The sequence below is a fragment of the Allobosea sp. 2KB_26 genome (genome assembly GCF_052115715.1).
Lineage (GTDB): Bacteria > Pseudomonadota > Alphaproteobacteria > Rhizobiales > Beijerinckiaceae > Allobosea.
Map to the genome: position 1 here is coordinate 100,537 of NZ_JBFRHE010000006.1, position 13,128 is coordinate 113,664.

General features: G+C 65.0%; 8 protein-coding genes. 5 read left to right on the forward strand and 3 right to left on the reverse strand.

Going from position 1 to position 13,128, the window contains the following annotated elements:
• Window positions 1-4 precede the first annotated feature (4 nt).
• On the reverse strand, window positions 5-820 hold the full coding sequence (locus AB4099_RS17890; protein ID WP_441479024.1) for a DsbA family protein: 816 nt from the start codon (window positions 818-820) through the stop codon (window positions 5-7).
• Between the two features lie 350 nt (window positions 821-1,170).
• Here AB4099_RS17890 and AB4099_RS17895 point away from each other — a divergent pair, with 350 nt between their 5' ends.
• Together AB4099_RS17895 and AB4099_RS17900 are read left to right on the forward strand one after the other, a co-directional pair.
• Entirely contained in the window at window positions 1,171-2,361 is a 1,191-nt protein-coding gene (locus AB4099_RS17895; protein ID WP_441479025.1) for a pyridoxal phosphate-dependent aminotransferase, read from the forward strand.
• 86 nt (window positions 2,362-2,447) lie between these two features.
• Window positions 2,448-4,715, forward strand: coding sequence for a mechanosensitive ion channel family protein (locus AB4099_RS17900; RefSeq protein WP_441479026.1), 2,268 nt, complete (start codon window positions 2,448-2,450; stop codon window positions 4,713-4,715).
• A gap of 4 nt (window positions 4,716-4,719) precedes the next feature.
• On the opposite strand, the gene AB4099_RS17905 is transcribed toward AB4099_RS17900, so the two are convergent.
• Both AB4099_RS17905 and AB4099_RS17910 read right to left on the reverse strand, forming a co-directional pair.
• Window positions 4,720-5,085: a hypothetical protein gene (locus tag AB4099_RS17905; protein WP_441479027.1), complete on the reverse strand. Its 366-nt coding sequence runs from the start codon at window positions 5,083-5,085 to the stop codon at window positions 4,720-4,722.
• A gap of 58 nt (window positions 5,086-5,143) precedes the next feature.
• Window positions 5,144-7,912, reverse strand: coding sequence for an Rne/Rng family ribonuclease (locus AB4099_RS17910; protein WP_441479028.1), 2,769 nt, complete (start codon window positions 7,910-7,912; stop codon window positions 5,144-5,146).
• 615 nt (window positions 7,913-8,527) lie between these two features.
• Between AB4099_RS17910 and AB4099_RS17915 the strand changes: the two genes are divergently transcribed.
• The 3 genes from AB4099_RS17915 to AB4099_RS17925 all read left to right on the forward strand — a co-directional run bounded on the left by AB4099_RS17915 (window position 8,528) and on the right by AB4099_RS17925 (window position 13,095).
• A complete protein-coding gene (locus tag AB4099_RS17915; RefSeq protein WP_113512740.1) occupies window positions 8,528-9,808 on the forward strand; it encodes an N-acetylmuramoyl-L-alanine amidase in 1,281 nt (426 codons plus the stop codon).
• A 203-nt stretch (window positions 9,809-10,011) separates the two neighbouring features.
• Window positions 10,012-12,462 carry a penicillin-binding protein 1A gene (locus AB4099_RS17920; RefSeq protein WP_113512738.1) on the forward strand — a complete coding sequence of 817 codons (2,451 nt, stop codon included), beginning with the start codon at window positions 10,012-10,014 and terminating at the stop codon, window positions 12,460-12,462.
• Window positions 12,463-12,582: 120 nt separating this feature from the next.
• The gene (locus AB4099_RS17925; RefSeq protein WP_113512736.1) at window positions 12,583-13,095 is read left to right on the forward strand and encodes a DUF1697 domain-containing protein; all 513 of its coding nucleotides are present in this window, start codon (window positions 12,583-12,585) and stop codon (window positions 13,093-13,095) included.
• The last annotated feature ends 33 nt before the right edge of the window (window positions 13,096-13,128 follow it).

The window sequence follows — 13,128 nt, forward strand, 5'->3', positions numbered from 1 at the left end:
TTCATCAGCCGCTGCAGGTGGCCTTGCCGCATTTGCGGACGGCTTCGATCTTCTCCTTCAGCGCTGCAGCGCCAACGGCGCCGAAGACAACTTCGTCACCGATGATGAAGGCCGGTGTGCCGGTCAGGCCGAGCCGATCGCCGAGAGCGACAGTGGACTCGATCGCGGCGCGCGTCGCAGGCGCGTCCATGTCCTTGCGGGCGCGCTCGACATCCGCGCCGGCGTCCTTGGCGATCTCCAACGCCTTGGCACCGTTGATCCGGCCCTTGGTCGCCATCAGCTTGTTGTGGAAATCCCAGTACTTCTGGCCCTGGAGCTGGTTCTTCACGGCGATGGCGACACGGCTCGCCTCGACCGAATCGGGTCCAAGGATCGGGAAATCCTTGATCACGACGCGCAGCTTCGGGTCGTCCTTGGCGAGCGTGCGGACATCGTCGAGCGCCCTTTTGCAGAAGCCACAATTGTAATCCATGAACTCGATCAGGGTGACGTCACCCTGCGGATTGGCGGCGATGATCGATGTCGCGGGATCGACGAGGTTCGCCTTTTCGCTGGCGACGGCGCTGCGCTGCGCCTCGGCCTGGGCGACCTGATTGCGCCGCTCGAGCTCGACGAGCGCTTCCTGGATCAGTTCAGGGTTCTTCAGCAGCGTCTCGCGAATGAGATCGGTCACGGCCTTGCGTTGCTCGGGGGACAGGGGCTGTCCCTGCGCCTGAACCGGACCGGCAGCCAGCGTTACGGCGAGGCCGAGCCCGCCCAGGACCAGACCCGCGCGCCTGATTCCAGCGAAGGCCAGGCGGAGCAGGGGGAACAGAGCCATGTCGTCATCCTTTCGGGCTCGCCGGCCTTTGGCCGCGGCGAGCGTTGAACCGGTCATCTTGCGCCCCTTCTCCGCTCTCGCGTGGGCAGCGTCAATTCACAGCTTTGCCAGCGGTTGCGGCGGGAGCATGACCTGACCTGCGCGTGGGGTCGCTCAGCACCATCACGAGTGCGATCTTCAGCCACCTTTTGTCGCCGGGTTGGAGGCAGGTTGACGCGCAGACTGGCCTCTCGAAGGAGGGGGTGTCGTCTCCTGCGCCCACAAACGGCTTCCCACGCTCCCTCCTGATGCTTTAGGGCACTGCTTCAAGTGGCGGGCGGGGCTCCGCCGGTTCCCGACGCGAGATCTGCATGACGACCGATGCTCACCGCCTTGCGACGCCGCCCGCGCTCTCCGCCCGTGCGGCCGAGGTCGCGCCCTTCATTGTCATGGACGTGATGAACCAGGCTGCAGCGATCGAGCGAGCCGGTGGTTCGGTCGTGCATATGGAGGTCGGGCAGCCCTCGGCGCCGACACCGGCCAGCATCCGCGCTGCAGCGGCGCGCGCGCTCGAGCATGGTCGCATCGGCTATACGCAGGCACTCGGTACCGATTCTCTTCGGGACCGTATCGCGCGCCACTATCAGGACGCCTATGGCGTCAGCATACCGGCCGAGCGTGTCATCGTGACCACCGGTTCGTCGGGTGGCTTCATTCTCGCATTCCTCGCCTGTTTCCAGCCGGGTGCGCGCGTCGCAATCACGGCGCCGGGCTACCCGGCCTATCGCAATATCCTGACCGCGCTGGGGCTGGAGCCGGTCGCGATCGAAGTCGGCCCGGAGACCCGCTACGCGCTGACCCCGGACCTGATTGCGAAGGCTCATGCCGAACGCCCGCTCGCGGGCGTCCTGACCATGAGCCCGGCGAATCCGACCGGCGTGGTGATGGCACCGGACGCGATCGCGGCCGTTGCCGCCGAATGCCGCCGGCTTGGGCTGTGGTACATTTCCGACGAGATCTATCACGGGTTGACCTATGAGACGCCTGCGACGACGGCGCTCAGCGCCGATCAGGACGCGATCATCGTCAATTCGTTCTCGAAATATTACTGCATGACCGGTTGGCGCGTCGGTTGGCTCGTGGTGCCGCAGCGCATGGTGCGCACGATCGAGCGGCTGCAGCAGAATTTCTCGATCTCGGTGCCGTATCTCAGCCAGGTTGCGGGCGAGGCGGCCTTCGAGGCGACTGCCGAGTGCGAGGCAATCAAGGCCGGCTATGCCGCGAACCGCGCCTATCTGCTGAAGGCCTTGCCCGAAATCGGCCTCGGCGATTTCCTGCCTGTCGACGGGGCCTTCTACATCTATCTCGACATCGGGCGATATTCGAACGATTCCATGGCCTTCTGCCGCGACGTGCTTGAACAGGCTCATGTCGCGATCACGCCTGGCCTCGATTTCGACGAGGCGCGTGGCGCCCGCACGGTGCGACTTTCCTTCGCGGGTTCGCTGGCCGAATGCGAGGACGCGGTCTCGCGCATGCGCAACTGGCTGAAACAGCGCTGAGGGCCAGTAACGACGCCAGCGCGGAATGCTTGCCAAACGCCTGTAATCCCGTCCAAGTCATAGGAGACACGAGGGAGCCGGTTTTGATGCGAATTTTCTTTGCGTCTTCACGCGGCCATGCCTTGCCGTCGGCGCTGGTTCTCCTTGCCTTTCTGCTCATGCTCTTCGGATCGGTATCGGCAGCGTTCGCCCAGGCGTCCGGTGACAACAGCGTGACCCTGATCCTGCGCGGGGACGAGGCTCCCGACGCGCTGCGCAAGACCATCACGACGCTGGAGGCGGGGGGGCGCAAGGTCATTCTCCGCATGGCTGGTCCCGGCGAGGCCGTCGCAACGGCACCGGCGGCAGCGGCAACACCTGTTAAGCCCGCGCCAACGGAAACGCGCGTTGCGGTCGCCGAAACGCGCCTCGAGGAGGTTGCCAACCATTTCGTCGACGGCTTCGACTATGGCAACGCGTCGATCCCGTCCGCGACGCGGATACCGAGCGACTGGGCCCGCGCCTGGGCCGCCAATCAGAATGGCGCCACGGGATTATCGGCGGCGGTCCGCATCCTGCTCATCCTGTTTGCTGCTGCGGCCTTCGCCGTCATCCTCTGGAACATCACGCGTGGCTTGATCTCCAGGCGCCTGGTGCCTCGGGACGATACGCTGTTCGAACGTTTCGTTGCCTCCTCAATCGGCCTTCTGCACGATTTCGTCGCGCTCGTGGCGCTATGGCTTGCCGGGCGCACCTTGGTGCACTGGCTTCTGCCGCAGCTCGATTTCGCGCAACACATCGCCACAGCCGAACTTTACGGGTTGGGGATGTTGTGGTCGTTCGCGATGGCCGGGCGGTTCTTGCTTGCGCCGGGGCACCCGGCGCGGCGCATCCTGCCCCTGCCGCGCGCCGAACGGCATTTCGCTCTGATCATGATCTATGCGTTCTTCGGCCATATCGCTCTGGTCGTGAACGCACTCGGCGAACGCTCGGCCTCGGATCCGGCCTCTATTGCTGGATGGTTCGCACTGTCCTCGCTGCTGCTGACAGCCTATAAGGTCTGGTGGTTCTGGTATGCACGGCATGACCTTGTCAGCTTGGCGCAACCCGGCACCCCGGCAAGCGGCTTGCGCCGCGGGGTGGCTGCGGCGACGCCCTGGCTCTTGATGGCGAGCGCCGTGTTGATCTGGGCCGTGGGCCGCAGTGCGGCGGTCATGCCTGATGGCGCGCATTGGGGCGTGAAAGCGGGAACCACGCAGTTCATCGTCGTGCTTGCGCCGATCGTGGCGTCGGGGCTCGGGGCGCTGATCCGCTCTTGGCTGAACTGCCGCGCTGCGGAGCAGACCCCGATCTCGCGTGCGCTGGGCAGGACCTTGCAATCGAGCGTGGTGGGCTTCGTCTGGCTCTGCGCACTCTATTTGCTGGTCCGGCTCTGGAGCGGTTTCGTCATGGACGCCGATGCGCCCGATACCGTGTCGTTCGGTCAGCGCCTCCTCAGCGTCGCCACCCTGGCATTCATGGGATGGATCGCGCTGACCTTCCTGCGCGCCTTCTTCGACGCCTATACGCCGAGCGCAGTGCATGCCGGGCCGGCTGATGAGGATGCGCCCCACGACGACCATGTGCCGTCCCGGCTCGGCACGGTGCTCCCGGTGCTGCGCGGTGTCGTGCTCGGGGCCGTGATTGGACTGACCAGCCTTGTGGTGCTGTCGCGGCTGGGTGTCGACATCGGGCCCCTCCTGGCCGGCTTCGGCATCCTGGGACTTGCGGTTTCCTTCGGTTCGCAGGCGCTCGTGCGCGATATCGTCTCCGGCTTCTTCTTCATGGTCGAGGATGCCTTCCGCGTCGGCGAATATGTCGATACGGGGCGGCTGAAGGGCACGGTCGAGAAGATTTCGCTACGCTCGGTACAGCTGCGCCACCAGAGCGGCCAGATCCACACGGTGCCCTTCGGTCAGATTCCGTCTCTGACCAATGCTAGCCGTGACTGGGCGACGGTGAAGTTCAACGTCCGGCTCGACCGCTCCGCCGATATCGAGAAGGCGCGCAAGACCATCAAGAAGATCGGCCTCGCGTTGCTGGAGGACCCGGAATTCGGACCTCACTTTATCGCGCAGCTCAAGATGCAGGGTGTGGCCGAGATCGCCGACACCGCGATCGTCATCCGGCTGAAATTCACTGCCAAGCCGGCTCAGGCCGGCGCGCTCCAGCGCGAGGCGTTAAAGCGGATGTACCAGGCGCTCAACGATGCCGGCGTAGCCTTTGCCTCGAACGCGGTGACCGTCAGGGGCGGTGAAGGGCAGGCTTCTGCCGGGGCCGCTGCATCGATCACGACCATCCAGCCGCCGACGCCGCTGGCGCCTTCAGCCGGGTAGGCCCTCAACGGCTGGCCTCGAGGATGAAGAAGAAGCCGAAGCCAATGGCGGTCAGCAGGAGGCCAAGCCCGAGTCCGAGGCGGGCGGCAGAAATCTGGGCGATGAGCTCTGTGCGAAAGCCCGCTCTTTCCGCCTCATGCTCACGGCCATGTTTGTGGAACTGGCTGGCATAGAGATCCGGAGTCATCTGGTGGCCGACCGGCCGGTTCTCCTCGAGCTCAAAGCGGATCGCTACGAAGGCGATGAAGAGGCCGAGCAAGCCGACGCCGAACCAGCCGATCGCCTGCAAAGCCAGCCAGGCGAGACAGAGCAGCGCCGCGACGCTGACGACGAGGAGCGCCAGTCGCTCAAAACTTCTCGGCGGCGGCATCGACGGTCACCCCCATAACGAAGAAGGCCGCTGCGAGTGATCGCAGCGGCCTGAGGTCTTACTTGCGTCCGGCGAGCTTGTTCCACCAGCCGCCGCGCTTCGGACGGTCCGGATCCGGCGGGGTCAGTACGACCGCGACGGGTTCCTCGACGACACGCGGGGCGGCGGCGGGCTCGGGAGCCGGTTCAGCTTCGGAGGCGATCGGCGTCTCGACCGGAGCAGCCGGAATTTCGGCCACTGGAGCGGGGGCCTCGGCTGCGACACCGTCCTCGGTGATCGGGACGACCTTCTTGCGTGCCCGGCTGCGCTTCGGCTTCTCGGCCGGCGCGGCTTCCGCGACAGTCTCCGTCACGCCTTCGGCAGCCTTCGTGGCTTCGGGGGCTGCCTCCTGCTCGGTTTCGGCCTTGGTCTTGCGAGTGCTGCGGCGGGCGCGGCGCGGCTTGGTCTCCTCGACGACTTCAGCTGCAACCTCAGCGACAGGCGCTTCGACCGGCTCGGCTACAGGAGCGGGGATGGCTTCCGCGACAGCGGGGCTGTCGGCGTGCTCGTCGCCCTCCTCGTCGCCTTCATCGCCTTCGGCATCGCTGCCGCCTTCGAGCTGCTGGCCATTGGCATCGCGCTCGCCACCACGCCGGCGCCGGCGACGACGGCGGCGCTTGCGTCCGCCGTCCCCACGGGCTTCGCCATCTCCGCGGGCTTCGCCATCCTGGCGTTCCGCAACGGCGTCCCCCTGTGCCGCGTCCTCCTGCTCGTCTTCGCTTCCTCCGGCGGCCTCCGCCTCGGCTGCTGCATCGAGCGCATCGTCATCGACATGCGCGATCGCCTCGGCCTTGAACGGGCTCGGAACGACACGGCCTTCATTGCCGACGAACTCGCCGCGCTCGACCTCGAAATAGCGGGTGCCGAGCAGGGTGGCGTCGGCCGAGACCGTGATCGCGATGGCGAAGCGCATCTCGAGATCGGTGAGATGCGCGCGCTTCTGGTTCAGAACATAGAGCGCCACTTCCGGCCGCGTCCGGACCGAAAGATTGTGCGAGGCGCTCTTGATCAGGGTTTCTTCGAGCGCGCGCAGGATCTGCAGCGCCACCGAGGAGGTCGAGCGGATCATGCCGGCACCAGCGCAGTGCGGGCAGGGGACCGAGGAGCTCTCGAGAACGCCGGTGCGGATGCGCTGACGCGACATCTCCAGCAGGCCGAAGGCCGAAATCCGGCCGACCTGGATGCGCGCGCGGTCGTTCTTGAGGCAGTCCTTGAGCTTCTTCTCGACTGCACGGTTGTTGCGGTTCTCCTCCATGTCGATGAAATCGATCACGATGAGACCGGCGAGATCGCGCAGCCTGAGCTGGCGGGAGATTTCTTCCGCCGCTTCCAGATTGGTCTTGAGAGCCGTGTCCTCGATATTGTGTTCGCGGGTCGAGCGGCCCGAGTTGATATCGATCGCGACCAGAGCTTCGGTCTGGTTGATGACGATGTAGCCGCCGGATTTCAGCGTGACGGTGTTCGAGAACATCGCGTCGAGCTGGCTCTCGACGCCGAACGAGGCGAAGAGCGGGGTCTGGTCGCGATAGGCCTTCACGCTCTTGGCATGGCTCGGCATGAGCATGCGCATGAAGTCTTTTGCCTCGCGATAGGCCTCTTCGCCGGCGACATGAACCTCGTCGATATCCTTGTTGTAGAGATCCCGGATCGAGCGCTTGACGAGGTTTCCTTCCTCATAGACGAGCGCCGGCGCGACGGAGCCGAGCGTGAGTTCGCGCACGCTCTCCCACATCCGCATCAGGTACTCGTAGTCCCGCTTGATCTCGACCTTGGTGCGCGAGGCGCCTGCCGTGCGCAGGATGATGCCCATCCCCTCCGGCACCTCCAGTTCCTGGGCGATTTCCTTGAGGCGCTTGCGGTCCTCGGCATTGGTGATCTTGCGGGAGATGCCGCCGCCCTTGCCGGTGTTCGGCATCAGGACCGAATAGCGGCCGGCGAGCGAGAGATAAGTGGTGAGCGCCGCGCCCTTGTTCCCGCGCTCTTCCTTGACGACCTGGACCAGGATGATCTGGCGGCGCTTGATCACCTCCTGGATCTTGTACTGGCGGCGCGAGTGGCGCGGGCGCTCCGGCATATCGTCCAGGGCGTCGCCGCCGCCGAGTTGCTCCGGCTCTTCCTGCGGCTCGTCGTGGCCATGATCCTCGCTGTCTTCGCCGTTCTCGTCCTCTTCGTTCTCGGACGGGCGGCGCGCTTCCTCGGTGTCCGCAGAAGCCTCGTCGGTTTCTGCAGACACTTCGATCACGGTCTCGAAGGTCAGGGGCGCAGCGTTCTCGAGGACGGCCTCGTCGCTCGATTCTGCGACGGCAGGTGCAAAATACTCGCCGAAGGCGGGCGCGCCCTCGTTGACCATGGCGGCTTCCTTGCCGTCGGTCTCGACGACATCGGCGCTGACCGTCTCGTCGTTGCTCGCCTTCTTGGCGCGTCCGTCGCGGTCACGCCGGCCACGGTCGCGGCGGCCACGCTTCTCGCGGCGCTCCTCATCGCGCTCCTCTTCGCGGTCGGCGCGTGCCTCCTCGGCGAGCAGGGCCTGCCGATCGGCAACCGGAATCTGGTAGTAATCCGGATGGATTTCGGAGAAGGCGAGGAACCCGTGACGGTTGCCGCCATATTCGACGAATGCGGCCTGGAGCGAAGGTTCGACCCGCGTCACCTTCGCCAGATAGATATTGCCCCGCAGCGGCTTGCGGCTGGCAGATTCGAAATCAAATTCCTCGACGCGCGAGCCGCGCACCACCACGACCCGGGTCTCTTCCGGGTGTGTTGCGTCGATAAGCATCTTGTTGGCCATAAGAGATTTCCATTGGCGCAGCCGCCGACAGAACCCGCCGGGCTGCGGAAGGATATCCGCTGCCGCGGGCAGGGGCGCCGCGCATGAGCCGGCTTGAACCGGCATGTTGCAGGAGGGAGTGAGGGATCAGGACGCAATGGCGGATCGGGAAGCCTGCCCGGGCAAAAAGCCCGCCGCAGTCCCGAAGGTATGGACGATGCACCGATGAGCTAAGCGGCGTCGTATGCCCCGACATCTGACCTAACCTGCAGTGCGTGCGTCGAAGACGATTGCACCGCGTTTGCACGCTCGCGAAAGACTGCCATGCGCCGAACCTCATGCCTGACGCAGGCCGTCCGCGGACGATCCGTTGGCGGCTGCCCTGCCGCGACAAGTCCTGAAAGGGCCTGTCGCTTCGCCGTGTCCCGGACGCCAACGGATCCTCGAATCCGGATGCGCGCTACGGGTGGCTTTGCAATGCAACCACCCCCATTACAGACAGGTGACAGTGATTTGCAAGTCACATCGTTTGGGCAACATCATGGCGGTGGCCCCCGGGCGGTTCTCGCCATCACAATTGCGTGGTAACCGGCTGTTAAGCTTCTGCGTCGCTATGGTTAAGCCTTGGTGACGCCAATGGGATCCATTCGCCTGACGTTCCATTCCTACAGCGCTGGCCTGAACCGGCTGACGGTTTCAGGCGTGGTCCGTCTGATGCTCGGGTCCTGGTTGATTCTGGCGCCATGCGCGCCGGCAGGCGCCAATCCTGCGTCCAGGCCCGCGAATGAGTTTCCGGTCGCGACCGATGCCAGGATCGAGCAGGCCGGCGAGGTCGTCAGGCTCATCATGGCGCTCTCGCGTCCCGTCGAGATCAGCGCCTCGGTGATGGCCGCGCCGGATCGGGTGGTGATTGATCTGCCCTCGGTCAATTTCCAGGTTCAGCCGAACGCGGCACGCAAGGGGGCCGGATTCGTCAGTGCCTTCCGGTTCGGGATGTTCACGGCCGATCGGTCCCGCATCATTCTGGATCTGGCTCAGCCAGCCGTCGTCGCGAAGGCTGAGGTCCGCAAGGTACGCGGCGGATTCGGTGAACTGGTCGTCGAGTTGAAGCGCACGAGCAGGGCCGAGTTCCAGGCGGCTTCGGTTCGCCCGGCACCGCAGTCGCAGGAGGGGCCGACTTCACAAGCGCCCAAGCCGCATGGGGAAACACGCCAGCTCGTGGTGATCGACCCCGGGCATGGCGGGATCGATCCCGGTGCCGTGGTTGCCTCGATCGCCGAGAAGTCGGTCGTGCTCGCCTTCGGACTGGCTCTGAAGGAGCAGCTCGAAGCCGGCGGCCGCTATCGCGTGATGATGACGCGCGATGACGATACCTTCGTGCCATTGGGGCAGCGCGTGAAGATCGCCCGCGCCGCCGGCGCTGATCTCTTCATCTCGATCCATGCCGACTCGCTGTCACAAGCGCAGGATGTCCGCGGTGCAACGATTTATACCGGCTCGGAGCGCGCCACCGACGCCGAATCGGCGCGGCTCGCGGCCAAGGAAAACCAGGCGGACGCCGTCGCGGGCCTCGACGCAGCCGAGGATGTGCAGGACGTCGCGGGCATCCTGATGGATCTCGCCAAGCGAGAAACGCGGACGTTCTCATCGGTCTTCGCGCGAAATCTGGTCGAGAAACTCGGCGGTTCGGTCAAGCTGCACAAGGTACCCTTGCGTTCTGCAGGATTTCGTGTCCTGACCGCGCCGGATGTTCCCTCCGTGCTGATCGAGCTCGGCTATATGTCGAGCCCCAAGGATGCGGAGTTGCTGAATTCGCCGTCCTGGCGAGCACAGGCAGTCGGGGCGGTCCACAACGCGATCGATGGCTATTTCACCAGTACGCTTTCGGCTGGAAAAGCTGCCACGAACCAACGTTGAGACCTGTTGATGCGGTTGGCGAAGATTGTGGTCGTTAGGCCACGGTTCCGCCATCTCAGCCGTGTTATAGACCTGATTTGGAAGCGACGAGGACGAGAGCTGGGAGCGAGACGGTGGCAACCGATTCTTGCACGAGATCGGCTCTGTTGCGGCGAACCCGGCGAGACCGGTCACTGCACAGCAATCAGGGGCATGGGCCTTAGATGCGGTTTATTCTGCGACTCTTCGGGTGGCTATTCGCTGCGGGCACGATCGTATTCGTCATCGGCGCCGTCGTGGCCGGCGGGTTCATCTGGCATTATTCGAAGGATCTGCCCGACTCGGCGCAGCTGCGGAACTATGAGCCGCCGGTGATGAGCCGCGTGCATGCCGGTGACGGCAGCCTGATCGCCGAATTCGCCCGCGAGCGCCGCCTCTATCTGCCGATCCAGGCGATTCCCAAGCTGGTCGTCGACGCCTATCTCTCGGCCGAGGACAAGAATTTCTACAAGCATATGGGCGTCGACCCCGAAGGGCTTGTCCGCGCTGCGATCACGAATTTCCGCAACCGCGCGTCCGGCCGCCGGCCGCAGGGCGCCTCGACCATTACCCAGCAGGTTGCGAAGAACTTTCTCGTTGGTTCGGAACAGTCGCTGGAGCGCAAGATCCGCGAGGCGCTGATCGCGCTGCGCATCGAGGGAACCTATTCCAAGGACAAGATCCTGGAGCTCTACCTGAACGAGATCTATCTCGGAGCGCCGGCGCCGGGGCAGGGCAGCTACGGCGTTGCCGCTGCGGCACTGAATTATTTCGGCAAGTCGGTGCATGAGCTGAACCTGCAGGAGGTCGCCTATCTCGCGGCTCTGCCCAAGGCTCCGACCGACCTTCATCCCTTCCGCAATCGCGAACGGGCGATCGAGCGTCGCAACTATGTGCTTGATCGCATGGCCGAGAACGGCGTGGTCAAGCGCGAGGAGGCCGAGGCCGCCAAGAAGCAGCCGCTCGGCGTCAACCCGCGTACGGTTTCGCCCAACAACATCGCGGCCGGCTATTTTGCCGAGGAGATTCGCCGCGAGCTGCAGGATCGCTATGGCGAGAAGAAGCTGCTCGAGGGCGGCCTCTCTGTGCGCGCCACCGTCGATCCCAAGATGCAGCTGCTTGCCCGCAAGTCGCTGGTCGACGGGCTCGTCCGCTTCGACGAGGCGCGCGGTTGGCGTGGCGCCAACCAGAAGCTCGACATCAGCGCGCGCGACTGGGGCATTGCGCTCGGCGACCTGCCGGTGCTCGGCGATGTGGCACCCTGGCGCCTCGCCGTCGTGCTCGACGTGAATGGCGACAGCGCCCGGCTTGGCCTGCATCCGGGGCGCGAAAATTCCGGCCACCTCCGGACCGAACGCGATACCGTGACGCTGACGGGCGAGGGCATCCGCTGGACCCGACGCGCCCGCGTTGCCCAGGCCGTGTCGGTCGGCGACGTCGTCTATGTCGAACCGATGGACAGCAGGCCCGGCCAGGTCCGTCTGCGCCAGATGCCTGAGGTCAACGGCGCCATCACCGTGATGGATCCGTATTCAGGCCGCGTGCTGGCCATGGTCGGCGGCTTCTCGCATGATCAGTCGGAGTTCAACCGCGCGACGCAGGCGCTGCGCCAGCCGGGCTCGTCCTTCAAGCCTTTCGTCTACGCCACTGCGCTCGACAACGGCTATACGCCGTCGAGCATCGTGCTCGACGCGCCGATCGAGGTCGATCAAGGCGGTGGTCTCGGTGTCTGGCGGCCTGAGAACTATGACGGCAAGTCGACCGGGCCGCGCACCCTGCGCTACGGCATCCAGTTCTCCAAGAACCTGATGACTGTGCGCCTTGCCAAGGATGTGGGCATGCCGCTGATCGCGGAATATGCCCGCCGCTTCGGCGTCTATGACGACATGCTGCCGGTGCTCTCGATGTCGCTCGGCGCCGGTGAAACCACCGTGATGCGCATGACGGCGGCCTATTCGATGCTGGTCAATGGCGGCAAGCGCATTCGTCCGACCTTGATCGACCGCATCCAGGATCGCTTTGGTGGCACGATCTATCGTCACGACCAGCGCATCTGCGAAGGCTGTAATGCCGACAAATGGGCGAGCCAGAAGGAGCCGCGCCTGATCGACAATCGCGACCAGGTGCTCGATCCGCTGACCGCCTACCAGATGGTTTCGCTGCTCGAAGGCGTGGTCCAGAACGGCACGGCGCAGGTGGTCAAGTCGGTCGGCAAGCCGCTCGCGGGCAAGACCGGCACGACCAACGAGGCCAAGGACGTCTGGTTCGTCGGCTTCTCGCCTGATCTCGCCGTCGGCGTCTATATGGGCTTCGACAAGCCGAAGTCGCTGGGCAACTCGGCGACCGCCGGCCAATATGCCGCTCCGATCTTCCGCGACTTCATGATGGCTGCGCTGAAGGACAAGCCGGCGACGCCGTTCCGCGTGCCGGCCGGCATCAAGTTGATCCGCGTCGATCCGCGCAGCGGCATGCGTGCCGGTGGCGAAGGCGGCATTCTCGAAGCCTTCAAGCCGGGTACCGCTCCGCCTGACAGCTACTCGGTCATTGGCGCTGCTGGCGAAGGTGGCGGCGCACCGCTCAACGTCTCTCCCGGCGGCGGGCGTAGCGTAGGGTCGGGCACCGGCGGCCTTTACTAGATCCATTTTCGCCGGCGTGGGAGCGAAGGTCAGATCGGCCCTGTGTCTCGTGCCGGCGTTCTGTATCCCGGTCGGCGAGGGCGCCGGCATCGGGGCGAACTCTGCATTCGACGAGGCGTCATGACGGCCTATGTAGCTTTGTTGCGCGCGGTCAATGTCGGGGGAACGGGAAAACTCCCGATGAGCACTTTGAAGGCGATGTGCGAGGAAGCCGGCCTGCGGCAGGTGCGCACTTATATCGCCAGCGGCAATGTGGTGTTCATGAGCGATGCGGACGAAGCGCAGGTCAAGTCGGTGCTTGAGGACAAACTCCGGACCTACGCGGGAAAGCCGGTCGGTGTGCTGGTCAGGTCTGCAGCCGAGATGTCCGGGGTGCTGGCGCGCAATCCCTTTGCGGACAAGCCGGGCAACCGCACCGTGGCGATCTTCGTCGACGAGCCGCTTCCCGCTGACGCCCTGGACCATGCCCGCGGTATCCGGGGTGAACTGATGCATCTCGCACAGCGCGAAGCCTATATCTTCTATGGCGACGGGATGGCGGATTCACGCTTGCGCATCCCGGCCTGCGACGCCGGCACGGCGCGCAACATGAACACGGTGGCGAAGCTGGTGGAGATGACGGCATCTCTCTGATCGCCTCGCGGAGGCGGGAAAGCACTCTGCGCC

What these genes read in the sequence shown, in the direction of transcription:
- AB4099_RS17920 (WP_113512738.1), top strand. Translation starts at nt 10,012, where the DNA reads ATGCGGTTTATTCTGCGACTCTTCGGGTGGCTATTCGCTGCGGGCACG.
- AB4099_RS17900 (WP_441479026.1), top strand. Translation starts at nt 2,448, where the DNA reads ATGCGAATTTTCTTTGCGTCTTCACGCGGCCATGCCTTGCCGTCGGCG.
- AB4099_RS17895 (WP_441479025.1), top strand. Translation starts at nt 1,171, where the DNA reads ATGACGACCGATGCTCACCGCCTTGCGACGCCGCCCGCGCTCTCCGCC.
- AB4099_RS17925 (WP_113512736.1), top strand. Translation starts at nt 12,583, where the DNA reads ATGACGGCCTATGTAGCTTTGTTGCGCGCGGTCAATGTCGGGGGAACG.
- AB4099_RS17890 (WP_441479024.1), bottom strand. Translation starts at nt 820, where the DNA reads ATGGCTCTGTTCCCCCTGCTCCGCCTGGCCTTCGCTGGAATCAGGCGC.
- AB4099_RS17915 (WP_113512740.1), top strand. Translation starts at nt 8,528, where the DNA reads ATGGGATCCATTCGCCTGACGTTCCATTCCTACAGCGCTGGCCTGAAC.
- AB4099_RS17905 (WP_441479027.1), bottom strand. Translation starts at nt 5,085, where the DNA reads ATGCCGCCGCCGAGAAGTTTTGAGCGACTGGCGCTCCTCGTCGTCAGC.
- AB4099_RS17910 (WP_441479028.1), bottom strand. Translation starts at nt 7,912, where the DNA reads ATGGCCAACAAGATGCTTATCGACGCAACACACCCGGAAGAGACCCGG.